The sequence below is a fragment of the Streptomyces sp. SYSU D01066-1 genome, assembly GCF_054956795.1.
Genome location: NZ_JBUDHV010000029.1, coordinates 17,827 through 40,665, shown reverse-complemented (window position 1 = coordinate 40,665; position 22,839 = coordinate 17,827). Strand labels below are relative to the sequence as shown.

Here is a 22,839-nt window from a genome sequence, read left to right as displayed (position 1 = left end):
GGCCGGAGCGCGACTTCGAGCAGGACTTCGCGACGGGCTCGCCGGGTGGCCGGGGGGCCGGGAGTCCGGATGGCCGGGGGCCCGGGGGCTCGGAAGCCCGGGGCCCGGCGGGGTGTACGTGGTCGTCGCCGACGTCGCCGGGCGTCGCCGGTGCGCGGTGGAGTGCGGCGCGCGGGTACCGGTGCCCCCGGCGGACCAGGGCCGCGGCTCGCGGGGCCACACGGCCCGGGAGGGCGGGGGCGGCGTCCGGGCCTCGGCGCGCACGCGCCCGCGATACGGGTCCGGGGCGCGGGCGCGCGCCGTTCAGCTGCCCCCGGTGTGCACCTGGAAGGCGGCCCGGCGCACGGCCTTGGCCAGCGCCGGGTCGGGGTGCGCGGCGGCCAGCGCCACCAGGACCTGCACGGTCCGGGGGTGCCCGACGGCCCGTACCTCGTCCAGCAGCATCGGGACGGTGGGCTGGATCGCGGACTCCAGGTGGCGCACGAGCATCGGGGCCTCGCCGTGGTCGGCGACGGCGGCGGCGGTGTCGACCCACAGCCAGGTGGCCTCCTGGCGGGTGAGCACCTCGTGGGCGTCCTCCGGGTCGACGCCCTCGTGCTCGGCCAGCCACAGCAGGGCGTACGGCCGCAGGGTCGGCTCGTCGGCCACGGCCCGTACGTCGGGCTCGGCGGGGGCTCCGACCACGCGCAGCGCCTCGAAGGCCAGGCCGCGCAGCAGGGCGTCCTCGCCGCGGGCGGCCTTGAGCAGTTCGGTGACGGCGCTGCCGACCGGGCGGGCGGCGAGCCAGGCGCGGTACTCGGCGCGGGCCGCGTTGGGGCGGAGCTGGGCACAGCCGCGGAGCATGTCCTCGGCCGCCTGCTCGATGTTGCCGGCGGGACTCTGCGCGGCGACGCAGATCTGCTCCAGCTTGACCCAGACCGCCCAGTTGCCGAGCGGGGTGAGGGTCGCCTGTCCGTCGCCGTAGGTGAGGGCGCCGACGGAGGCGAGGGCGCCGAGGGCCCAGTCCAGGAGCGGGGGGAGCGGGGTGTCGCCGCCCTCCGGCCGTCCCGGCTGTTCGGGCGGTTCCGGCCGGAGGCCGTCGTAGGGGACCTCGCAGCGTTCGGTGCGCAGTTCGGTGACGCGCTGCTGGAGGAGGTCGAGGAGCTGGGCGACGGGTACCGGTCCGGCGGACAGCTGGAGGAAGGAGAGCACCTGGGGCATGGCCGAGACGACCTCGGCGACGGCGGCGGGCTCCTGGCCGGCGGGCTCGGGGTGGGCGAGCGACCAGGCGTCGAAGAGGGCGACCCAGCCGCGCAGCACGGCGCTGTCGTCCCGGTCCCAGGCGCGCAGCCGCCAGCCGGGGCGGGCGCTGTCGCCGTGCACCTCGACCAGTCCGGCGAGCCGGGCGATGTCCCAGTCGGCCCGGACCTGAGCGGCGGTCAGGCCGAGTTCGCGCCCGGCCCGTTCGGCGGAGGCGGCGGAGAGGGTGGCCTTGCCGTCGGTGGTCCCGTTCGCACGGCCGGGGCCGAGGGCGGTGTCGGCCCAGCGGGCGACGCGGACCGCGTCGGCCAGGACGGAGCGGGCCATGCGGGCCAGCTCCGACCGTGCGGGGGTGCCCTCCGGGGGGCGCGGCGCGGTGCGGCGCGGTGGCCGCTGGTTCATCGCTCTGGGGGCGGCGGCCAGGGGTCGCGGGCGGACGAGTCGAAGCCTGGAGTCGCGCGGGATACGGGACGTCACGGGGGCAGTCTTCCGGTTGACGGTCCGAAAACCCAAACGGAATGGCTCGACGGGTCACGGACAAGTCCGGCACCCCGCCCGTTCCGCCCCTTTCCGTTCCCGTTCCGCGGTGCCGGGCGGGCGCGGGGCCCCGGGGCGGACGGGCGGGGCCGCGCGCGGGCTACATCAGCGGGGTCAGGAAGCGGCGCAGGACCTCCTCGTACCGGTCCGGGGCGGCGTTCCACATCGCGCCGTGCGGGGCGTGCTGGACGGTGTGGAGGGTGACCAGCCGCGGGTGGGCGTCGGCGAACCGGCGGGAGAGCTGCCAGGGGGCGACGTGGTCGGCCGGGCCGTGGAAGACGAGGACCGGGACGTCCAGCGGGTCGTGGCCGGCCGCCCGCGCGGAGGCGAGTCCGGTGCGGCCCTGGGCGGCGCGGATCGCCAGCGGCAGCAGCGCGCCGGGGGTGCGGCCGGCCGCGGCGAGGGCGCGCACGGTCGTCTGCCAGTCGAGGACCGGGGAGTCGAGGACCAGCCCGGAGATCCGGTCGCGGTGCGCGGAGCGGGCGGCGGTGCGCAGGGCCATGGTGGCGCCGGTGGACCAGCCGAGCAGGACGACCTTGCGGGCACCGTGGGCGACGGCGTACCGGACGGCGGCGTCCAGGTCGTGCCACTCGGTCTCGCCGAAGTGGCGCAGGCCGCCCAGTGGCCGGGGCGCTCCGGTGTCGCCCCGGTAGGCGAGGGCCAGGAGGGGGAATTCGAGGCGGTTCAGCAGGCCCATGAGGTTCAGGCTGTGCTCCCGGGTGGTGCCCAGGCCGTGCACCGCGATGATCCAGGTGCCGCGGGCGCCCGGCAGGAACCAGGCGGGCAGCGCGCCGAGGTCGCCGGGGACCTCGACGTCGGTGTGGTCCAGGCCCAGGGCGGTGCCCGGGTCGCCGACGTGGAGGTTCACGGTGAGCCAGACCTTGTCGCCGGGGCCCAGGGTGCCGTGGGTGACGCCTTCGAGGCGGCGTACGACGGTGTCGGCCGGGTGCGGGGAGCCGGACAGGACGGGGCCCACGACGGCGTGCGAGCCGTCGCCCGCAAGGCCGTACCGGCCGGGGCGCAGCGCGGCGAGGTGCCGGGTGAGGGTGATCTGCCCGGCGGCGGTGCCGTGCACCGTGAGCCGGGGCTCGGTGGGCAGGGGGCCGGGCGCCGCCTTGAGGGCGGCGTCGCTGGCGAGGCGGCCGGCGGCGACGCTCGCCGCGCCGGCTGCCAGGGCCGCGGTGACGGCGGCGGTCGTTGCGGTGACGGTGCGCACGGTTCCCAGTTTCCCGGCGTGCTCCGCCCTAAGCCACCGGAAGGGCGGCCCGGGGTGACGGAAGGGCGGGACGGGGCGACGGGCGGCCAGGGGTGACGGGCGGACGGCCCGCCCGTCACCCCGTCCCGCCCGTCCGGGCTCGCCTCAGCCCCGCTGCCCGTAGCCGCGCAGCCGCTCCGCCACCTCCGTGACCTGCTCCCGCGTCAGCAGGGACGGGGTCAGGCCGGGGACGGCGGAGGCGGTCAGCCACAGGCGGCACATCCATTCGAGCTGGGCGGTGCGGTCGTAGGCCTGGTCGAGACAGGAGCCGTGGGTGATCGTCCCGTGGTTCTGGAGGAGGCAGCCGGCCCGGCCGTCGAGGGCGCGGAGCATGTTCTCGGCCAGTTCGTCGGTGCCGTACGGCGCGTACGGGGCGACCCGGACGGGTCCGCCGAGGGCCGCGGCCATGTAGTGCACCAGCGGCAGCTCCGGCACGAGGGTGGAGACGGCCGTCGCGTGCAGGGCGTGGGTGTGGACGACCGCGCGGGCCCCGGTGTGCCGGTAGACCGCGAGGTGCATGGGCAGTTCGCTGGTCGGGACGAGCGTGCCGAGCACCTGTCGCCCGTCCGGGTCCACGCCGGTGACGTCGTCCGGCGTGAGCCGGTCGTAGGGCACCCCCGAGGGCGTGACCAGGACGGTGTCGCCGACCCGGACCGAGACGTTGCCGGAGGTGCCGACCACCAGCCCGTCGGCGACCGTGCGCCGGGCCGCGGCCACCAGTTCCTCCCAGGCGCGCGCCTCCTGCGGGCGCGCACGCCTCCCCCGCGGATCCCGCACGATCCCGCCTCCTCCCGGGCGCCCCGCGCCCCAGTGGCTGCGCCGCCCGCCGGCGCTGCGGCGATCCTGCCAGGCGGGCCGGGAGACCGGGCCCCCGGGAGGGCGCACATCGCGGTGGACCGCGGTGGACCGCCCTCGCCGCGCCCTTCTCACGCCCTCGCCGCGCCCTCGGCGGCCGGGCCGGCCGCCGTCCGGTGATCCGCGCCACCGCGCGCTGGCGGAAGGCGCGCGGCGGGAACGGCCGCGCCTCCGTCGCGGCCACCCCCGCGGGCCGCCCGCCACGACGCGCCGAGCGCGGGCGAACCCCGGCCGGCCGGTCGTCGTACGCGTTCCGGCAGTACGCGGCAGGCAGTACGCGGTACGGCACCGCCGGTCCGCCGCCGGACGGCCGGACGTGTCCGGCGGGTCCCTCGGCCGGCTGAGAACGTCCGTCGAGGGGGGCCGAGGCGGGCAGAGCGCGGACAGAGGGCGACGACTCCGATTCCAGACACCACCAAGCCCCTCTCAGTTCATCTTCCGTTCACCCTGGTTACCTACGTTCGACCAGCCAATGACCTCGAACGATTGCCTGGGTAAATGGAAAGCTTCTCGCTGATCCTCGCGATTGTGGTGGTGACCGCACTCGCGTTTGATTTCACGAACGGTTTCCACGACACCGCGAACGCGATGGCGACGACCATTTCGACCGGTGCGCTCAAGCCCAAGATCGCGGTGGCCATGTCCGCCGTACTGAATCTGGTGGGCGCCTTCCTCTCCGTGGAGGTCGCCAACACGATCTCCAAGGGTCTCGTCGACGAGACCGGCATCCGTCCCGAGGTCATCTTCGCCGCCCTGGTCGGCGCGATCCTCTGGAACCTGCTGACCTGGCTGGTCGGGCTGCCGTCCAGTTCCTCGCACGCCCTGATGGGCGGCCTGATCGGCGCTGCGATCGCCTCGGCGGGCGTCGGCGCGGTCCACGGCGACGTCCTCGTCACCAAGGTGCTGCTCCCGGCGGTCGCCGCCCCCGTGGTGGCGGGCGTCGCGGCGCTGGTCGCCACCCGGCTGATGTACCGGCTGGGCCGCAGGGCCGACGGCAGGGCCGCCGACAAGGGGTACCGCGTCGGCCAGATCGCCTCGGCCGGGCTGGTCTCGCTGGCGCACGGCACCAACGACGCGCAGAAGACGATGGGCATCATCACCCTCGCCCTGGTGGCGGGCGGCGCCCTCACCCCCGACTCCGACCCGCCCCTGTGGGTCATCCTCGCCGCGGGCCTGGCCATCGCGCTCGGCACCTACCTCGGCGGCTGGCGGATCATCCGCACCATGGGCAAGGGCCTGACCGACCTCCAGCCGCAGCAGGGCTTCGCCGCCCAGACCAGCGCGGCGACGGTCATCCTGGCCTCCTCCCACCTGGGCTTCTCGCTCTCCACCACGCACTCCGTCTCCGGTTCGGTGATGGGCGCCGGCCTCGGCCGCAAGGGCGGTGTGGTGCGGTGGTCGACGGCGACGCGGATGTTCGTCGCCTGGGGGCTGACGCTGCCGGCCGCGGCCCTGGTCGCCGCGCTCGCCGAGTGGGTCTGCGGACTCGGCGACTGGGGCACGGCGCTCGTCGCGGTGCTGCTGGTCGCGGCCAGCTTCGCGATCTGGCGGATCTCCCGGCGCGAGGTCGTCGACCACACCAACGTCACCGGCGGGGACGACGTCGCGGAGCCGGCCGGCGTGGTGACCGCGGCGGTGGCCGCCGTGGCGCCGCCCCCGGCGGGCGCCCCGGCCGACGGGCTCCCGGCGACCGACGGACTCCCGGTGACCGGCGGACTCCCGGCCGTCCCGGCCCAGTCGTCCGAGGCCCCCGACGCCCCGGCCGCCCGTTCGGCCGCCACCCCCGTCTGAGCCGGTCCCGTCCGGACATCAGGAGAAGAGAAGCACGATGAAGATCGACTGGGCAGCCCTCGGCTCCGTCTTCGGGGTCGGCCTCGTGGCCACCGTCGCCCTGGTGACCCTGTTCACCCTCGGCATCGCCGGCCTGTCCCGCCAGGAGCGGGCCGCCGAGCGGGGCGGCTCCGCGGGCCTCGCGGTCACCGGCGCGTACGTGTGCTTCGCGGCGTGCGCGGCGGCGGTGGCGTACGGGATCTACCTGATCGTGGCGTGACGCCCCGCCCCCGCCTCGCCCCTCCCTCACCCCGTCCCTCCCCCCACCTCGTCCCTTCCCTCGTCCCGTTCCCTCGCCGCCGCCCCGCCGGGCGCCCTCCGGGTGCTTCCGGCGGGGCGGCGCCGGTCCGCGTCCGGGCCGCCTCCGGCGGAAGGGCATGACGGACGGGCGGATCGGGACGCCCCGGTCCGGAACGGTGGATGCCGCCCGGGCGGGCGGTTTCCCGGCAAGCCGCCCCCGCGGATCACGCGGCGCGGCGGCGGCCCCCTCCGCCGTGTGGGCCTCAGCACACTCCCCCCGCGCAGGTCAACGGCAAGTTGACGGGCGTTCTCGGCCCGTGGTGGACTGCCGGAGCCATGTACGGCGGCAGGAGAGGAAGCCCGGTGCGAATCCGGCGCGGTCCCGCCACTGTGACCGGGGGGCACTCCCCGGGAGTCAGGAACTCTCACCGCCGGTCTCGTCGAACCAGGGCGTGGACACCCTGAGTGAGGACATAACGCGATGCTCGGCTGCCGTCCGGACCGCATGCCCGCTTCCCCCTTCCCCCGTGTGACCGGCTGAGCCCCCGTGCGTGCCGGACGCGTCTTCGCGTACGGCGCCGCCGCCGGCCTCCTCGGTGACCTGCTCCTCGGCGACCCCCGCCGCGGGCATCCGGTCGCCGTGTTCGGCCGTGCCGCCGGCGCCGTGGAACAACTGCTGTGGCGTGACCACCGGGGCCAAGGCGCGCTGCACACCGCCGTGTGCGCCGGCGGCGCCGTCGCCCTCGGTGCCGTGGCCGCCCGTGCCGTACGCCCCTGCCCCGCCGCCTCCGTCGCGCTGACCGGGGTCGCCACCTGGACCGTGGTCGGCGGGACCTCGCTGGCCCGGGAGGCGTCCGCGATCGGGCGGGCGCTGGAGGCCGGGGACGTGGCGGGGGCCCGGGCCCGGCTGCCGCACCTGTGCGGGCGGGACCCGCACGCCCTGGACGCGGACGGGATCGCCCGGGCGGTGGTGGAGTCCGTCGCCGAGAACACCTCCGACGCGGTGGTGGGCGCCCTGGTGTGGGGCGCGGTGGCCGGGGTCCCCGGGCTGCTCGGCTTCCGTGCCGTCAACACCCTCGACGCCATGGTCGGGCACAGGTCGCCCCGCTACCGGCGCTACGGCTGGGCCTCGGCCCGGCTCGACGACGTCGCCGGCTGGCCGGGCGCCCGGCTGACCGCCGTACTGGCCGCGGCGGCCGGGGGCGATCCGCGGGGCGCCGTACGGGCCTGGCGGGCCGACGCCGGCCGGCACCCGAGCCCCAACGCCGGGCCGGTCGAGGCGTCCTTCGCGGGCGCCCTCGGGGTGCGGCTGGGCGGGACGCTGTCCTACGGCGGCCGGGTGGAGCACCGGCCCGTCCTCAACGGGGCCGCCGGACGCGCCGTGCGGGTCGGTGACATCGGCCGGGCGGTACGGCTGTCCCGGCGCGTGAGCTGGCTCGCGCTGGGCGTGTGCGCGGGCGCACGGATCGTGGGAGCGCGACTGGGGAAAGGACGTACGGCGTGAACGGCGGGCTGCTCGTCGCCGGCACCACCTCCGACGCCGGGAAGAGCGTCGTGACCGCCGGGATCTGCCGGTGGCTGGTGCGCCAGGGCGTGAAGGTGGCGCCGTTCAAGGCGCAGAACATGTCCCTCAACTCGTTCGTGACGCGGGAGGGCGCCGAGATCGGGCGGGCGCAGGCCATGCAGGCGCAGGCGTGCCGCGTGGAGCCGACCGCGCTGATGAACCCCGTGCTGCTGAAGCCGGGCGGCGAGCAGAGCAGCCAGGTCGTGCTGCTGGGCAGGCCGGTCGGCGAGATGAGCGCCCGCGGCTACCACGGCGGGCGGCAGCGGCGGCTGCTCGGCACCGTGCTGGAGTGCCTGGCCGAGCTGCGGGGCACGTATGACGCGGTGATCTGTGAGGGGGCGGGCAGCCCGGCCGAGATCAACCTGCGCCGGACCGACATCGTGAACATGGGGATCGCCCGGGGTGCCGGGCTGCCCGTCCTCGTCGTCGGCGACATCGACCGCGGCGGGGTCTTCGCCTCGTTCTTCGGCACGGTGGCGCTGCTGGCGCCCGAGGACCAGGCGCTGGTCGCCGGGTTCCTGGTGAACAAGTTCCGGGGCGACGTCTCGCTGCTGGAGCCGGGCCTGGAGATGCTGCGCGGGCTCACCGGGCGGCCCGCGTACGGCGTGCTGCCGTACCGGCCCGGGCTCGGCATCGACGAGGAGGACGGGATGGCGGTGTCGCTGCGCGGCGCCGTCCGGGAGTCCCGGGTCACCGCCCCCGTCGGCGAGGACGTGCTGCGGGTCGCCGTCTGCGCGGTCCCCCTCATGTCCAACTTCACGGACGTCGACGCGCTGGCCGCCGAGCCGGGTGTCGTGGTGCGGTTCGTGGACCGGCCCGAGGAGCTGGCCGACGCGGACCTGGTCGTGGTGCCGGGGACGCGGGGGACGGTGCGGGCGCTTCAGTGGCTGCGGGAGCGGGGGCTGGCGGACGCGATCGCGCGCCGGGCCGCCGAGGGCCGGCCGGTGCTCGGCGTGTGCGGCGGTTTCCAGCTCCTCGGCGAGCACATCGAGGACGACGTCGAGTCGCGCGCCGGGCACGTCGACGGGCTCGGCCTGCTGCCCGTGCGGGTGCGGTTCGCCCGCGGGAAGACGCTCACCCGGCCGGTGGGCGAGGCCCTCGGCGAGCGGGTCGAGGGGTACGAGATCCATCACGGGGTCGCCTCCGTGGAGGGCGGCGAACCGTTCCTCGACGGGTGCCGGGTCGGCCAGACCTGGGGCACGCACTGGCACGGCTCGCTGGAGTCGGACGGGTTCCGGCGGGCGTTCCTGCGCGAGGTGGCCGCCGCCGCGGGCCGCCGCTTCGTACCGGCCCCCGACACCTCGTTCGCCGCGCTGCGCGAGGAGCAGCTCGACCGGCTCGGCGACCTGATCGAACAGCACGCGGACACGGACGCGCTGTGGCGGCTCATCGAGTCCGGCGCGCCCCAAGGACTGCCCTTCATCCCACCGGGAGCGCCCGTATGAGCACTGTCTTGTTGTTGTCGACCGCCGACACGGATCTGCTGGCGGCCCGCGCCGCCTCCGGTGCCTCGTACCGGATCGGCAACCCCACCCGCGTCGACGTCCACGAGGAGCTGCCCGCGCTGGTCGACGGCGCGGACCTGGTCGTCGTACGGCTGCTCGGCGGGAAGCGGGCCTGGGAGGACGGGCTGGCCGCGCTGAAGGCGTCCGGGCTGCCGACCGTGCTGCTGGGCGGGGAGTCCGTGCCGGACGCGGAGCTGATGGCCGAGTCGTCGGTGCCGGCCGGCGTGGTGGCGGAGGCACTGCGCTACCTGGTCGAGGGCGGGCCGGACAACCTCACCCAGCTCGCCCGGTTCCTCTCCGACACCGTGCTGCTGACCGGCGAGGGCTTCGACGAGCCGCGGAAGATGCCGGAGTACGGAGTCCACGGCGACCGCCCGTACGCCGAGGGCCGCCCGACCGTCGGCGTGCTCTTCTACCGGGCCCACGAGCTGAGCGGCAACACCGCCTTCGTGGACACCCTGTGCGACGCGATCGAGGCGAAGGGCGCCAACGCGCTCCCCGTGTACTGCGGTTCGCTGCGCGGCGCCGACGCCGGGCTGTACGAGATCCTCGGCCGGGCCGACGCCCTGGTCGCCACCGTCCTCGCGGCCGGCGGCACGCACGCCTCGCAGGCGTCGGCCGGCGGTGACGAGGAGGCCTGGGACGTCGGCGCGCTCGCCGACCTGGACGTGCCGGTGCTGCAGGGGCTCTGCCTCACCTCGTCTAAGGCGGCCTGGGAGGCGTCCGACGCCGCCCTGTCCCCCATGGACGCGGCGATGCAGGTCGCCATCCCGGAGTTCGACGGGCGCCTGGTGACCGTGCCGTTCTCCTTCAAGGAGCAGGGACCGGACGAGGTCCCCGTCTACATCGCCGACCCCGAGCGGGCCGCGCGGGTCGCCGGGATCGCCGTGCGGCACGCGGCCCTCAGGCACAAGGCGAACGCCCAGAAGAAGCTGGCGCTGGTCTTCACGGCGTACCCGACCAAGCACTCGCGGGTCGGCAACGCGGTGGGGCTGGACACGCCGGCGTCGGCGGTGCGGGTGCTGGACGCGCTGCGGCAGGCGGGGTACGCGGTCGACGGGTACCCCTCCGGCGGCGACGAGCTGATCCACCGGCTGATCGAGGCCGGCGGTCATGACGTGGAGTGGCTGACCGAGGACCAGCTGGCGGCGGCGCCCGCGCGGGTGCCGCTGGCGGACTACCGGGCGTGGTTCGAGACGCTCGACCCGTCGCTGAGGGAGGCGATGCTGGAGGCGTGGGGCGAGCCGCCGGGCTCGCTGTACGTGGACGGCGACGACATCGTGCTGGCGTCCCTCCGGTTCGGGAACGTCGTGGTCATGATCCAGCCGCCGCGCGGCTTCGGGGAGAACCCGATCGCGATCTACCACGACCCCGACATGCCGCCGTCCCACCACTACCTGGCCGCCTACCGCTGGCTGGACCACAGCTTCGGCGCCGACGCGATCGTGCACATGGGCAAGCACGGCACGATGGAGTGGCTGCCGGGCAAGGGGCTCGGGCTGAGCGCCGGGTGCGCGCCCGACGCGGTCCTGGGCGACCTGCCCCTGATCTACCCGTTCATCGTCAACGACCCCGGCGAGGGCACCCAGGCCAAGCGGCGCGGCCACGCCACCGTCGTCGACCACCTGGTGCCGCCGATGGCCCGCGCCGACACCTACGGCGACCTGGCCAAGCTGGAACAGCTCCTCGACGAGTACGCGCTCGTCTCCGACCTGGACCCGGCGAAGGCACCGGCCGTGCGGGCGCAGATCTGGACCCTGGTCAAGGCGGCCGAGCTCCACCACGACCTGCACGTGGACGACCAGCCGGACGACGACGCGTTCGACGAGTTCGTCATGCACATCGACGGCTATCTGTGCGAGATCAAGGACGTGCAGATCCGCGACGGCCTGCACGTCCTGGGCGGCGGTCCGGTCGGCGAGCCCCGCGTCAACCTCGTCCTGGCGGTGCTGCGCGCCTCGCAGGTGTGGGGCGGCCGGGCCAACGCCCTGCCCGGTCTGCGGGCGGCGCTGGCCGCGCACTTCGGGCTGGTGGAGAAGGAGCTGCTGGCCGAGCCGGGCGCCCCGGTGAAGGTGCCGGCGGAACTGACCGCACTGGTGGACGGCCCGGCCAGGACCGGCGCCGACGCGATCGACCTGCTGGAGCAGCTCTGCCGGCGGTTCGCGCAGGGTATGGAGGCGCGGGACTGGGACACGGCGGCGGTGCCGGGCCTGGTGCGGGAGGTGCTGGGCACCGCACTGCCCGAGGCGGTCGCCGTGCTGGAGTTCGCCTGCGTCGAGGTCGTGCCGCGGCTGGCCCGCACGACCGACGAGATCGGGCACATCCTGCGGGCGCTGGAGGGCGGTTACGTGCCGGCGGGGCCGTCCGGCTCGCCGACCCGCGGGCTGGTCAACGTCCTGCCGACCGGCCGGAACTTCTACTCCGTCGACCCCAAGGCGATCCCGTCCCGGCTGAGCTGGGAGGTGGGGCAGTCGCTGGCGGACTCCCTGGTCCAGCGGTACCTCACGGACACGGGCGCGTACCCGAAGTCGGTCGGCCTGACCGTGTGGGGCACGTCCGCGATGCGCACCCAGGGCGACGACATCGCGGAGATCCTGGCGCTGCTGGGCTGCCGCCCGGTCTGGGACGACGCCTCGAGGCGGGTGACCGGCTTCGAGGTGGTGCCGGTGAGCGAGCTGGGCCGGCCGCGCATCGACGTCACGGTCCGCATCTCGGGCTTCTTCCGGGACGCGTTCCCGCACGTGGTGGGGCTGATCGACGACGCGGTACGGGCGGTGGCGGAGCTGGACGAGCCCGCCGACGCCAACTACGTACGGGCGCACGTGGAGGAGGACGCGGCCGGGCACGGCGACCGGCGGCGCGCGACGGCCCGGATCTTCGGCTCCAAGCCGGGCGCGTACGGCGCCGGTCTGCTGCCGCTGATCGACGCCCGCAACTGGCGCTCCGACGCGGACCTCGCCGAGGTGTACGCGGTGTGGGGCGGCTACGCCTACGGGCGCGGGCTGGACGGGCGGGCGGCCCGGGGGGACATGGAGACGGCGTTCCGGCGGATCGCGGTGGCGGCGAAGAACGTCGACACCCGCGAGCACGACCTCGTCGACGCCGACGACTACTTCCAGTACCACGGCGGCATGGTCGCGATGGTGCGGCACCTGACGGGGGCCTCACCGGAGGCGTACGTCGGTGACTCCGCCACGCCGGACCAGGTGAAGACCAGGACGCTGGGCGAGGAGACGCACCGCGTCTTCCGCGCCCGCGTGGTCAACCCGCGCTGGATGGCGGCGATGCGCCGGCACGGCTACAAGGGCGCCTTCGAGATGGCGGCCACCGTGGACTACCTGTTCGGGTACGACGCCACCGCCGGGGTCGTCGACGACTGGATGTACGAGAAGCTCAGCGCCGAGTACGTCTTCGACCCGGAGAACCGGGACTTCATGAAGAAGTCCAACCCCTGGGCGCTGCGCGGCATCACGGAGCGGCTGCTGGAGGCGGCCGACCGGGGACTGTGGGCGGAGCCGGACGCTCAGACGCTGGAGCGGCTGCGTGCCACGTATCTGGAGCTCGAGGGCGACTTGGAGGGTGACGACCAGTGACCACGACCCCGTTCCCGTTCACGGCCGTCGTCGGCCAGGACGACCTGCGCCTCGCGCTGCTGCTGAACGCCGTGTCCCCGGCGGTCGGCGGGGTGCTGGTGCGCGGCGAGAAGGGCACCGCCAAGTCGACGGCGGTGCGGGCGCTGTCGGCTCTGATGCCGCAGGTGGACGTCGTCTCCGGATGCCGTTTCTCCTGTGACCCCCACTCCCCCGACCCGGCCTGCCCGGACGGGCCGCACCAGCCGGGGGCGTCCGAGTCGCGGCCGGCGCGGATGGTGGAGCTGCCGGTCGGGGCCTCCGAGGACCGGCTGGTCGGCGCGCTGGACATCGAGCGGGCGCTCTCGGAGGGCGTGAAGGCGTTCGAGCCGGGGCTGCTGGCCGACGCGCACCGCGGGATCCTGTACGTCGACGAGGTCAACCTGCTCCACGACCACCTGGTCGACCTGCTGCTGGACGCGGCGGCGATGGGCGCCTCCTACGTCGAGCGCGAGGGTGTGTCGGTGCGGCATGCCGCGCGGTTCCTGCTGGTCGGGACCATGAACCCGGAGGAGGGCGAGCTGCGCCCGCAGCTCCTGGACCGGTTCGGGCTGACCGTCGAGGTGGCCGCCTCGCGCGAGCCCGACCAGCGGGTGGAGGTCGTCCGGCGGCGGCTCGCCTACGACGACGACCCCGACGGTTTCGCGGCCCGCTGGGCCGACGAGGAGGCCGCCGTACGGGCGCGGATCGCGGCGGCGCGGGAACTGCTGCCGTCGGTGCGGCTCGGGGACGGGGCGCTGCGGCAGATCGCGGCGACCTGTGCGGCGTTCGAGGTGGACGGGATGCGGGCCGACATCGTGATGGCGCGCACGGCGACCGCGCTGGCCGCGTGGGCCGGGCGGACCGAGGTGCTGGCCCAGGACGTGCGGCAGGCCGCGCTGCTGGCCCTGCCGCACCGGCGGCGGCGCAATCCGTTCGACGCGCCGGGGCTGGACGAGGACAAGCTCGACGAGACGTTGCAGGAGTCCGGGGACCAGGACCAGGGCGACGGGGACGACGGTCCCGACGGGCCCGGTGGTCCGGGCGGGGGCGGTGGGCAGCCGGCTCCCGAGGACGACGGTCCGCGGGGCGGTGACACCGCCGCGCGGCCCGAGGCCCAGGAGGGCGGCGAGCCGCAGCCGTCCGGTGGCGGAGCCGGTGAGCAGCGGCCCGCGCGGGCCGCGGAGCCGTTCCGTACCAAGGTGCTGAGCGTGCCGGGGCTTGGCGAGGGTGCCGCCGGGCGGCGTTCGCGCGCGCGGACCGAGCACGGGCGGACCACCGGCGCCCGGCGGCCCCGGGGCGCGCTGACCAAGCTGCACCTGGCGGCGACCGTGCAGGCCGCGGCGCCGCACCAGCGGGCGCGCGGCCGGTCGGGGCCGGGGCTGGTGATCCGGCGGGACGACCTGCGGCAGGCGACGCGGGAGGGCCGCGAGGGCAACCTCGTGCTGTTCGTGGTGGACGCCTCCGGGTCGATGGCCGCGCGGCAGCGGATGAGCGCCGTGAAGGGGGCCGTGCTGTCGCTGCTGCTCGACGCCTACCAGCGGCGGGACAAGGTGGGGCTGGTGACCTTCCGGGGGGCGGCGGCCGAGGTCGCGCTGCCGCCGACCTCGTCGGTGGACGCGGCGGCGGCCCGCCTGGAGTCGCTGCCCACGGGCGGGCGCACGCCGCTCGCGGCCGGGCTGCTGCGCGCCCACGAGGTGCTGCGCGTGGAGCGGCTGCGGGACCCGGCGCGGCGGGCGCTGCTCGTGGTGGTGACGGACGGACGGGCCACCGGCGGCCCCGAGCCGGTGGCGCTGGCCGGGCGGGCGGCGCGGCTGTTCGCGGCCGACTCGGTCGCCTCCGTGGTCGTGGACTGCGAGGCGGGGCCGGTGCGGCTGGGGCTGGCCGGGCGGCTCGCGGGCGAACTGGGCGGTACCGCCGTGACGCTGGACGAGCTGCGGGCGGACTCGATCGCCGGGCTGGTCAAGGACGTACAGGGAAACAGGAGGGCGGCCTGATGCCGCAGGGACAGCCGAGTGTGATTCCGGACGACGGTCTGACGACCCGTCAGCGGCGCAACCGGCCGCTGGTCGTCGTGCACACCGGGATCGGCAAGGGGAAGTCGACCGCCGCCTTCGGGCTGGCGCTGCGGGCCTGGAACCAGGGGTGGCCGATCGGGGTGTTCCAGTTCGTCAAGTCGGCGAAGTGGAAGGTCGGCGAGGAGAACGCGCTGCGGGTGCTGGGCGCCAGCGGCGAGGGCGGCTCCGTCGACTGGCACAAGATGGGCGAGGGCTGGTCCTGGGTCCAGCGTGACATCCAGGGGGACAACTCGACGAACGAGGAGAAGGCCCGGGAGGGCTGGGAGCAGGTCAAGCGGGACCTGACCGCCGAGACGTACAGGCTGTACGTGCTGGACGAGTTCGCCTACCCGATGCACTGGGGGTGGGTGGACACCGACGAGGTGGTGCAGGTGCTGCGGGACCGGCCCGGTACCCAGCACGTCGTGATCACCGGGCGGAACGCGCCGGAGAAGCTCGTGCAGTTCGCGGACCTGGTCACCGACATGTCCAAGGTCAAGCATCCGATGGACGCCGGGCAGAAGGGGCAGAGGGGCATCGAGTGGTGACCTCCCGCGTTCCCCGGCTGGTCGTCGCCGCGCCCTCGTCGGGGAGCGGCAAGACCACCGTCGCCACCGGGCTGATGGCCGCGTTCGCCGCGCGGGGGCTCGCCGTGTCCCCGCACAAGGTCGGGCCGGACTACATCGACCCCGGGTACCACGCGCTCGCCACCGGGCGCGCGGGACGCAACCTCGACGCCTACCTGTGCGGGGCGGAGCTGATCGCCCCGCTGTTCCTGCACGGGGCCGCCGGGTGCGACCTCGCGGTCGTCGAGGGCGTGATGGGGCTGTACGACGGGGCGTCGGGGGAAGGGGAGCTGGCGTCCACCGCGCACGTGGCCAAGCTGCTGCGGGCGCCGGTCGTGCTGGTCGTCGACGCGTCGGCGCAGGCGCGGTCGGTGGCGGCGCTGGTGCACGGGTTCGTCTCCTGGGACCCCCAGGTGCGGGTCGGGGGCGTGATCCTGAACAAGGTCGGGTCGGACCGGCACGAGGCGGTGCTGCGGGAGGCGCTGGAGTCGGCCGGGGTGCCGGTGCTCGGTGCCTTGCGGCGGGCGGTGCCGGTCGATGTGCCTTCTCGGCATCTCGGGCTGGTGCCGGTCGCCGAGCGGCGGGGGGACGCGGTGGATGCGGTCGGTGCCATGGCCGCGTTGGTTGCCCAAGGGTGTGATCTGGACGCCCTTGAATCGCTCGCCCGGTCCGCCGGGCCGCTGCCGGGGGGCTCCGCCCCCTGGACCCCCGGGCCTTCCCCCACCCACCGCCCGGCGCTGCCCACTGAAAAGCCGACGCCCCGCGTCGCCGTCGCCGCAGGGGCCGCGTTCACCTTCTCCTACGCCGAGCACACCGAGCTGCTCGAAGCCGCCGGAGCGGAGGTCGTGCCCTTCGACCCGCTGCGGGACGAGGAGTTGCCCGAGGGGACGGACGGACTGGTGATCGGCGGCGGCTTCCCGGAGGTGTACGCCGCCGAGCTGTCCGCCAACGAGCCGCTGCGCGAGAGCGTCCGCGACCTCGCCGAGCGCGGCGCCCCGGTCGCCGCCGAGTGTGCCGGGCTGCTGTACCTGTGCCGGGAGCTGGACGGGATGCCGATGTGCGGGGTGCTGGACGCCACCGCGCGGATGGGCGAGCGGCTGACGCTGGGCTACCGGGACGCCGTGGCCGTCTCCGACAGCGCGCTGGCCGCCGCCGGGACGCGGATGCGGGGGCACGAGTTCCACCGGACGGTGGTCGAGCCGGGGGCCGGTGCGGCCCCGGCGTGGGGGACGCGGGCGCCGGCGCGGCGCCTGGAGGGTTTTGTACAGCGGGGTGTGCACGCGAGCTATCTGCACACGCACTGGGCGTCCGAGCCCGGTGTCGCCCGTCGGTTCGTGGAGAGGTGCCGGACGTCATGAGCAGCCATCTGGTCGGAGTCGGGGTCGGTCCCGGTGATCCGGAGCTGGTGACCGTCAAGGGGGTCAACGCGCTGCGGGCCGCCGATGTCGTCGTCGTACCGGTGATGGACACGCTGGAGCGCGGCCGGGCCGAGGCGACCGTCCTGCACTACGTGGGTCAGGAGAAGATCCGCCGCGTGGTGTTCGCGCTCAACGAGCGCAGCGACCGGGCGCGGCGCGAGGCCGCCTGGGACGCGGCCGGGGAGACGGTGGCCGGGCTGCTGCGCTCCCACGGCTCGGTCGCCTTCGCCACCATCGGCGACCCCAACGTGTACTCGACGTTCACCTACCTCGCCCAGACCGTCGCCGCGGCCGTGCCGGGGACGGTCGTGGAGACGGTGCCCGGGATCACCGCCATGCAGGACCTCGCGGCGCGCTCCGGGGCCGTGCTGACCGAGGGGACCGAGCCGTTGACGCTGGTGCCGGTCACCGCGGGGACTTCCGTGCTGAAGGACGCGCTGAACGGGCCGGGGACGGTCGTGGCGTACAAGTTCGGGCGGCAGGCGGCCGAGGTGGCCGGGGCGCTGCGGGAGACCGGGCGGCTGGCGGACGCCGTGTGGGGGTCGGCGCTGGGCCTCGAGGAGGAGGCGATCCGGCCGGCCGCCGATCTCGACGGCGCTCCCCTGCCGTACCTGTCGACGCTGATCGCGCCCGCGCGGCGGGACGGCGGCCGGGGCGGGAAGCTGTGACCGGCAGCCCCGCGCTACTCGGCGATGCCGACCACCAGCCAGATGAACCCTGCCCCGGCGACCGTGCACAGCAGGGTCGAGCGGGCGGGGTGCTCGTGGTGGGCCTCGGGGAGGATCTCGGCGGCGGCGAGGTAGAGCAGGACGCCGCCGAAGAGGCCGAGATAGGCGCCGAGGAACTGTTCCGGGATGCTGAGGACGAGGGTCGAGGCCGCGCCCAGTACGGGTGCGCAGGCGTCGGCGACCAGCATGGCGACGGCGCGGCGGCGGGCGTTGCCGTACAGGTCGGCGAGTGTGTAGGTGTTGAAGCCGTCCGCGAAGTCGTGGGCGATCACCGCCAGGGCGACCGCCGCTCCCATGCCGCCGCCGACCTGGAAGGCCGCGCCGATCGCCACGCCGTCCATCGCGCTGTGCCCGACCATCGCCGCGGCGGCCGTCAGCCCCACCTCGGGCGCGCGGTGGCCGTGCTCCCCGGCGCCGTGCGCGGCGCGGCGGGCGGCCAGCAGGCGTTCCACCAGGTGGGCGAGGAGGAACCCGGCGACGAACAGCAGCAGGGCCTCCGGCACGCCGAACACCTCGCGGCCGGCCGCCTCCAGCGCCTCCGGCAGCAGGTCCAGGCCGACCACGCCGAGCATCAGGCCGCCGGCCAGGCCCAGCACCAGGTGGCGGCGGTCGGTCACGCGCTGTGCCGTCCAGCCGCCGGCCAGCGTCATCAGGAACGCGCCGAGCGCGACGAGGACCGCCATGTGCCCTTGCTATCCGATCGGCCCGCGTCCCCGCGCGTCCGACAGCGGCAACCGCAGTAAGCATGAGTAGGAGAGGACCCGATTCCATGGCCGATGCCGATGCCCCCGCGGGCAAGGTGACCTTCGTCGGCGCCGGCCCCGGTGCCGCCGATCTGCTGACGTTCCGTGCCGCGCGCGCCATCGCCGAGGCCGACGTCGTGATCTGGGCGGCCAGCCTGGTGCAGGCCGAGGTGCTGGAGCACGCCCGGGAGGGCGCCGAGGTGCTCGACTCCGCCACGATGTCGCTGGAGGACGTCGTCGCCGTCTACGAGCGGGCCCACCGGGACGGTCTGGCCGTGGCCCGCGTGCACTCCGGCGACCCGGCGCTGTGGGGCGGCACGCAGGAGCAGCTCGACCGGTGCGCGGCGATCGGCATCGCGACCGAGATCGTGCCCGGCGTGTCGTCGTTCTCCGCCGTCGCCGCGCTCGCGGGGCGGGAGCTGACCGTCCCGGAGGTGGCGCAGTCCGTCATCCTCACCCGGCTGGGCGGCGGCAAGACGCCGATGCCGCCCGGCGAGGAGGTCCGGGAGTTCGCCCGGCACGGGACGACCATGGCGGTGTTCCTGTCGGCCGCCCGCAGCGGACAGCTGGTGCGGGAGCTGCTGGAGGGCGGCTACCCGACGGGCACGCCGGTGGTCGTCGCCCACCAGGCGACCTGGCCGGAGGAGCTGGTCGTGCGGTGCACGATCGGCACGCTGGAGGAGACGGTCAAGGAGCACAAGCTGTGGAAGCACACGCTGTTCCTGGTCGGTCCGGCCCTCGACGCGCGCGGTACCCGCTCGCACCTCTACCACCCGGGGCACTTCCACGGCTTCCGCAAGGCCGACCCCGAGGCGCGCAGGGCGCTGCGCGGCCGGAAGAGCGACGACGCCCCCACCCGTACCGAAGGAGTCCCCCAGTGATCGGCCTTGTCTCCGCCACGGCGGCGGGCGCGGCGGCCCGCGACCGGCTGGCCGCCGCGTGGCCCGGGCGCACCCGTGTCTACGAGGGTCCGGTCGCGGACGCCGTACGGGCCGCGTTCACCCAGTGCGAGCAGCTCGTGTGCTTCCTGGCGACGGGGGCCGTGGTGCGGCTCGTCGCGCCGCTGCTGGCGGACAAGCGGACCGATCCGGGCGTGGTCTGCGTCGACGAGGCGGGACGGTTCGCGGTGTCGCTGCTGGGCGGGCACGGCGGCGGCGCCAACGGCCTCGCCGCCGAGGTGGCCGGGGTGCTGGGCGCCGAGCCGGTGGTGACGACGGCGACGGACGCGGTGGGCGTACCGGGCCTGGACACCCTCGGGCTGCCCGTCGAGGGCGACGTCGCCGGGGTGACCCGGGCGCTGCTGGACGGGGAGCCGGTGGCGCTGCGGGCCGAGGTGCCCTGGCCGCTGCCGCCGCTGCCGCTGGCCGCCGAGGGGGCGTACACGGTCCGGGTGACGGACCGGCTGGCCGAGGAGAGGGCCGGGGAGGTGGTCCTGCGTCCGCCGTCGCTCGTCGTCGGGGTCGGGGCCTCCCGGGGGGCGCCCGCCGAGGAGGTGCTCGGTGTCGTCGAGGGCGCCCTGCGCGAGGCCGGGCTCTCCCCCGCCTCCGTGGCCCGGATCGCCACCGTGGACGCCAAGGCCGACGAGCCCGGCGTCGTGGCCGCGGCGCGGCGGCTCGGGGTGCCGCTCGTGACGTACCCGGCCGGGGAGCTGGCCGGTGTCGAGGTGCCGCACCCCTCCGACGCGCCGCTCGCCGCCGTCGGCACCCCGTCCGTCGCGGAGGCCGCCGCCCTGCGGCACGGCGGTGAACTCCTCGTCCCCAAGCGGAAGTCCGAGCGCGCGGACGGCCGGCCGGCGATGGCGACCTGTGCCGTCGTACGGCTCCCGGGGCGCGGGCGGCTCGCGGTGGTCGGGCTCGGTCCGGGCGCCCGCGACCTGCTCACCCCGCGCGCGGCGGCCGAGCTGCGGCGGGCGTCGGTGCTGGTCGGCCTGGACCAGTACGTCGACCAGATCCGCGACCTGCTGCGGCCCGGCACCCGGGTGCTGGAGTCGGGGCTGGGCGCCGAGGAGGAGCGGGCCCGCACCGCCGTCGAGGAGGCCCGGCGCGGCCACGCCGTCGCGCTGATCGGCAGCGGCGACGCGGGCGTGTACGCCATGGCCTCGCCGGCGCTGGCCGAGGCGTCCGACGACATCGACGTGGTCGGGGTGCCCGGGGTGACGGCGGCTTTGGCGGCCGGGGCGGTGCTGGGCGCGCCGCTCGGCCACGACCACGTCTCCATCAGCCTGTCCGACCTGCACACCCCCTGGGAGGTCATCGAGCGCCGGGTGCGGGCGGCGGCCGAGGCCGACCTGGTGGTGACGTTCTACAACCCGCGCAGCCGGGGCCGCCACTGGCAGCTGCCCAAGTCGCTGGCGATCCTGGCGGAGCACCGGGAGCCGGCGACACCGGTCGGGGTGGTGCGCAACGCCTCCCGCGCCGACGAGTCGGCCCGGCTGACCACGCTGGCCGCGCTGGACCCGGGAGCCGTCGACATGATGACGGTCGTGACGGTCGGCAACACCGCCACCCGCGAGATCGCCGGGCGCATGGTGACGCCGCGCGGCTACCGCTGGCAGGAGAGCACCCGATGACCCCCGAACCGCCGCACTTTTCCCGATTCCCCGAGGAGACGCTGTGACCACCCCGCCCGCCCTGCTCATCGCCGGACACGGCACCCGGGACGACGCCGGGGCCGAGGCGTTCCGGGACTTCGTGCGCGAGCTGGGCCGCCGCCACCCGGAACTGCCCGTCGCCGGCGGATTCATCGAGCTGTCCCCGCCGCCGCTGGGCGACGCGGTCGCCGAGCTGGTGGAGCGGGGGGTGCGCCGGTTCGCCGCCGTGCCGCTGATGCTGGTGTCCGCCGGGCACGCCAAGGGCGACATCCCGGCGGCGCTGGCCCGCGAGAAGGAACGGCACACCGGGATTTCGTACACCTACGGCCGCCCGCTGGGTCCGCACCCGGCGCTGCTGCGGGTCCTTGAGCGGCGGCTGGCCGAGGCGATGGACCCCGGCTGGGACCCGGCCGAGGTGACCGTGCTGCTGGTGGGGCGCGGCTCGACCGACCCGGACGCCAACGCCGAGGTGTTCAAGGCGGCGCGGCTGCTGTGGGAGGGCCGGGGGTACGCGGGCGTGGAGACGGCGTTCGTGTCGCTGGCGCGGCCGGACGTGCCGGGCGGCCTGGAGCGGTGCGCGCGGCTGGGCGCGCGGCGGATCGTGGTGCTGCCGTACTTCCTGTTCACCGGCGTCCTCCCGGACCGGGTCAGGTTCCAGACCGAGGAGTGGGCGGGCGCGCACCCGGAGGTCCAGGTGCGTTCGGCGGACGTCATCGGTCCGGAGCCGGAACTGCTCGACCTGGTGTGGGAGCGGTACGAGGAGGCGGTGGGCGGTGATCTGCGGATGAACTGCGACTCGTGCGTGTACCGCATCGCGCTGCCGGGCTTCGAGGACAAGGTGGGGGCGCCGCAGCAGCCGCACTTCCACCCCGACGACGACGGCCACCACCACGCGCACGGGCACGGGCACGGGCACGCGCACTCGCACTCCCATGCGCGCTGAGGGCGACGGCCACGACCTGCGCCACCACGGCGACGCCGAGGTCCGGGGCGACGGGGCCGCGCTGGTGGACCTCGCGGTCAACGTCCGCGCGGGCACCCCGCCGCCCTGGCTGCGCGAGCGCCTCGCGGCCTCGCTCGGCTCGCTCGCGGCCTACCCGGACGGCCGGGCGGCGCGGGCGGCGGTGGCGGCGCGGCACGGGCTGCCGGCGGAGCGGGTGCTGCTGACGGCGGGCGCGGCGGAGGCGTTCGTACTGCTGGCGCGGGCGCTGAAGGTGCGCCGGCCGGTGGTGGTGCACCCGCAGTTCACGGAGCCGGAGGCGGCGCTGCGGGACGCGGGGCACACGGTGGACCGGGTGCTGCTGCGCGCCGGGGACGGCTTCCGGCTCGACCCGGCGGCGGTGCCCGAGGAAGCCGACCTGGTGGTCGTCGGCAACCCGACCAACCCGACGTCGGTGCTGCACCCGGCCGGTGTGCTGGCCGGGCTGGCCCGGCCCGGGCGGACGCTGGTGGTCGACGAGGCGTTCATGGACGCGGTGCCGGGCGAGCGGGAGGCGCTGGCCGGGCGCACGGACGTGCCCGGCCTGGTGGTGCTGCGCAGCCTCACCAAGACCTGGGGGCTGGCCGGACTGCGGATCGGGTACGTGCTGGCGGCGCCGGACGTCGTCGGCGCGCTGGAGCGGGCGCAGCCGTTGTGGCCGGTGTCCACGCCGGCGCTGGCGGCGGCCGAGGCGTGCGTGGGGCCGCGGGCGCTGGCGGAGGCCGCGCACGCCGCCCACCGCGTCGCCGCCGACCGGGACCGTCTGGTCGCCGGGCTGAGGGAGTTCGCCGGGCGGGGGCTGCGGGTGGTGGAACCGGCCGAGGGCCCCTTCGTCCTGGTACGGCTGCCGGAGGCCGCCGACGTGCGCCGGCGGCTGCGGGAGCTGGGGTACGCGGTCCGGCGCGGGGACACCTTCCCGGGACTGGACGAGGAGTGGCTGCGGCTGGCGGTACGGGACCGGACGACGACGGACGGCTTCCTGCGGGCGCTGGGGCGGGCGCTGGGGCGGGCGGTGGGGCGGAGCTGAGCGGGAACGGGCCGACAGAGCACTGCCGGCCGCAGCTTCGCCGAGGACGCCGCGACGGACGGTCGGACGGAGCTGAGCGGGAACGGGCCGACAGAGCA

General features: G+C 75.8%; 17 protein-coding genes and 1 riboswitch. Of the genes, 13 read left to right on the top strand and 4 right to left on the bottom strand.

The features are described 5' to 3' along the window. Positions 1–303: 303 nt before the first annotated feature. From ACY1JF_RS23385 to ACY1JF_RS23375, 3 genes are all read right to left on the bottom strand, one after another. Positions 304–1,716 carry a hypothetical protein gene (locus tag ACY1JF_RS23385; RefSeq protein WP_462707176.1) on the bottom strand — a complete coding sequence of 471 codons (1,413 nt, stop codon included), beginning with the start codon at positions 1,714–1,716 and terminating at the stop codon, positions 304–306. A gap of 160 nt (positions 1,717–1,876) precedes the next feature. Further along, positions 1,877–2,992 carry an alpha/beta hydrolase gene (locus ACY1JF_RS23380; RefSeq protein ID WP_462707175.1) on the bottom strand — a complete coding sequence of 372 codons (1,116 nt, stop codon included), beginning with the start codon at positions 2,990–2,992 and terminating at the stop codon, positions 1,877–1,879. A 144-nt stretch (positions 2,993–3,136) separates the two neighbouring features. After that, positions 3,137–3,808 carry a class II aldolase/adducin family protein gene (locus ACY1JF_RS23375; protein WP_462707174.1) on the bottom strand — a complete coding sequence of 224 codons (672 nt, stop codon included), beginning with the start codon at positions 3,806–3,808 and terminating at the stop codon, positions 3,137–3,139. Positions 3,809–4,384: 576 nt separating this feature from the next. Here ACY1JF_RS23375 and ACY1JF_RS23370 point away from each other — a divergent pair. The 9 genes from ACY1JF_RS23370 to cobI all read left to right on the top strand — a co-directional run bounded on the left by ACY1JF_RS23370 (position 4,385) and on the right by cobI (position 17,342). Continuing rightward, the gene (locus ACY1JF_RS23370) at positions 4,385–5,677 is read left to right on the top strand and encodes an anion permease (RefSeq protein ID WP_462707173.1); all 1,293 of its coding nucleotides are present in this window, start codon (positions 4,385–4,387) and stop codon (positions 5,675–5,677) included. Positions 5,678–5,714: 37 nt separating this feature from the next. Then, complete coding sequence (locus ACY1JF_RS23365; protein WP_462707172.1) at positions 5,715–5,936, top strand: hypothetical protein; 222 nt, start codon at positions 5,715–5,717, stop codon at positions 5,934–5,936. A gap of 324 nt (positions 5,937–6,260) precedes the next feature. Then, positions 6,261–6,400, top strand: a riboswitch (cobalamin riboswitch). Positions 6,401–6,503: 103 nt separating this feature from the next. Then, a complete protein-coding gene (locus tag ACY1JF_RS23360; RefSeq protein ID WP_462707171.1) occupies positions 6,504–7,460 on the top strand; it encodes a cobalamin biosynthesis protein in 957 nt (318 codons plus the stop codon). Then, complete coding sequence (locus tag ACY1JF_RS23355; protein WP_462707170.1) at positions 7,457–8,965, top strand: cobyric acid synthase; 1,509 nt, start codon at positions 7,457–7,459, stop codon at positions 8,963–8,965. Before ACY1JF_RS23360 ends, ACY1JF_RS23355 begins: the two co-directional genes overlap by 4 nt. Next, on the top strand, positions 8,962–12,618 hold the full coding sequence (cobN, locus tag ACY1JF_RS23350; RefSeq protein ID WP_462707169.1) for a cobaltochelatase subunit CobN: 3,657 nt from the start codon (positions 8,962–8,964) through the stop codon (positions 12,616–12,618). The genes ACY1JF_RS23355 and cobN overlap by 4 nt, the downstream gene beginning before the upstream one ends. Continuing rightward, complete coding sequence (locus ACY1JF_RS23345) at positions 12,615–14,630, top strand: putative cobaltochelatase (RefSeq protein WP_462707167.1); 2,016 nt, start codon at positions 12,615–12,617, stop codon at positions 14,628–14,630. The genes cobN and ACY1JF_RS23345 overlap by 4 nt, the downstream gene beginning before the upstream one ends. Beyond that, a complete protein-coding gene (cobO, locus tag ACY1JF_RS23340) occupies positions 14,630–15,238 on the top strand; it encodes a cob(I)yrinic acid a,c-diamide adenosyltransferase (protein WP_462707166.1) in 609 nt (202 codons plus the stop codon). The genes ACY1JF_RS23345 and cobO overlap by 1 nt, the downstream gene beginning before the upstream one ends. Next, positions 15,235–16,614 (top strand): cobyrinate a,c-diamide synthase, encoded by a 1,380-nt coding sequence (locus tag ACY1JF_RS23335; protein WP_462707165.1) that lies wholly within the window; start codon positions 15,235–15,237, stop codon positions 16,612–16,614. Before cobO ends, ACY1JF_RS23335 begins: the two co-directional genes overlap by 4 nt. After that, the gene (gene cobI / locus ACY1JF_RS23330) at positions 16,611–17,342 is read left to right on the top strand and encodes a precorrin-2 C(20)-methyltransferase (protein WP_462707164.1); all 732 of its coding nucleotides are present in this window, start codon (positions 16,611–16,613) and stop codon (positions 17,340–17,342) included. The genes ACY1JF_RS23335 and cobI overlap by 4 nt, the downstream gene beginning before the upstream one ends. A gap of 14 nt (positions 17,343–17,356) precedes the next feature. On the opposite strand, the gene ACY1JF_RS23325 is transcribed toward cobI, so the two are convergent. Further along, on the bottom strand, positions 17,357–18,085 hold the full coding sequence (locus ACY1JF_RS23325; RefSeq protein ID WP_462707163.1) for a ZIP family metal transporter: 729 nt from the start codon (positions 18,083–18,085) through the stop codon (positions 17,357–17,359). An 86-nt stretch (positions 18,086–18,171) separates the two neighbouring features. On the opposite strand from ACY1JF_RS23325, the gene cobM reads away from it, so the two are divergent. Genes cobM through cobC form a run of 4 tightly spaced genes read left to right on the top strand, consistent with a single transcriptional unit; the run spans position 18,172 to position 22,741 of the window. Then, a complete protein-coding gene (gene cobM / locus ACY1JF_RS23320) occupies positions 18,172–19,026 on the top strand; it encodes a precorrin-4 C(11)-methyltransferase (RefSeq protein ID WP_462707162.1) in 855 nt (284 codons plus the stop codon). Continuing rightward, positions 19,023–20,714 (top strand): precorrin-3B C(17)-methyltransferase, encoded by a 1,692-nt coding sequence (gene cobJ / locus ACY1JF_RS23315; RefSeq protein WP_462707161.1) that lies wholly within the window; start codon positions 19,023–19,025, stop codon positions 20,712–20,714. Before cobM ends, cobJ begins: the two co-directional genes overlap by 4 nt. Positions 20,715–20,757: 43 nt before the next feature. Further along, positions 20,758–21,678: a sirohydrochlorin chelatase gene (locus tag ACY1JF_RS23310; protein WP_462707160.1), complete on the top strand. Its 921-nt coding sequence runs from the start codon at positions 20,758–20,760 to the stop codon at positions 21,676–21,678. Next, the gene (gene cobC / locus ACY1JF_RS23305) at positions 21,668–22,741 is read left to right on the top strand and encodes an Rv2231c family pyridoxal phosphate-dependent protein CobC (protein ID WP_462707159.1); all 1,074 of its coding nucleotides are present in this window, start codon (positions 21,668–21,670) and stop codon (positions 22,739–22,741) included. The genes ACY1JF_RS23310 and cobC overlap by 11 nt, the downstream gene beginning before the upstream one ends. The last annotated feature ends 98 nt before the right edge of the window (positions 22,742–22,839 follow it).

Excerpts from the sequence above, each read along its gene's own strand:
- cobO (WP_462707166.1), top strand. The coding sequence starts at position 14,630 with ATGCCGCAGGGACAGCCGAGTGTGATTCCGGACGACGGTCTGACGACC.
- cobM (WP_462707162.1), top strand. The coding sequence starts at position 18,172 with ATGGCCGATGCCGATGCCCCCGCGGGCAAGGTGACCTTCGTCGGCGCC.
- cobI (WP_462707164.1), top strand. The coding sequence starts at position 16,611 with ATGAGCAGCCATCTGGTCGGAGTCGGGGTCGGTCCCGGTGATCCGGAG.
- cobN (WP_462707169.1), top strand. The coding sequence starts at position 8,962 with ATGAGCACTGTCTTGTTGTTGTCGACCGCCGACACGGATCTGCTGGCG.
- ACY1JF_RS23370 (WP_462707173.1), top strand. The coding sequence starts at position 4,385 with ATGGAAAGCTTCTCGCTGATCCTCGCGATTGTGGTGGTGACCGCACTC.
- cobC (WP_462707159.1), top strand. The coding sequence starts at position 21,668 with ATGCGCGCTGAGGGCGACGGCCACGACCTGCGCCACCACGGCGACGCC.
- ACY1JF_RS23325 (WP_462707163.1), bottom strand. The coding sequence starts at position 18,085 with ATGGCGGTCCTCGTCGCGCTCGGCGCGTTCCTGATGACGCTGGCCGGC.
- ACY1JF_RS23365 (WP_462707172.1), top strand. The coding sequence starts at position 5,715 with ATGAAGATCGACTGGGCAGCCCTCGGCTCCGTCTTCGGGGTCGGCCTC.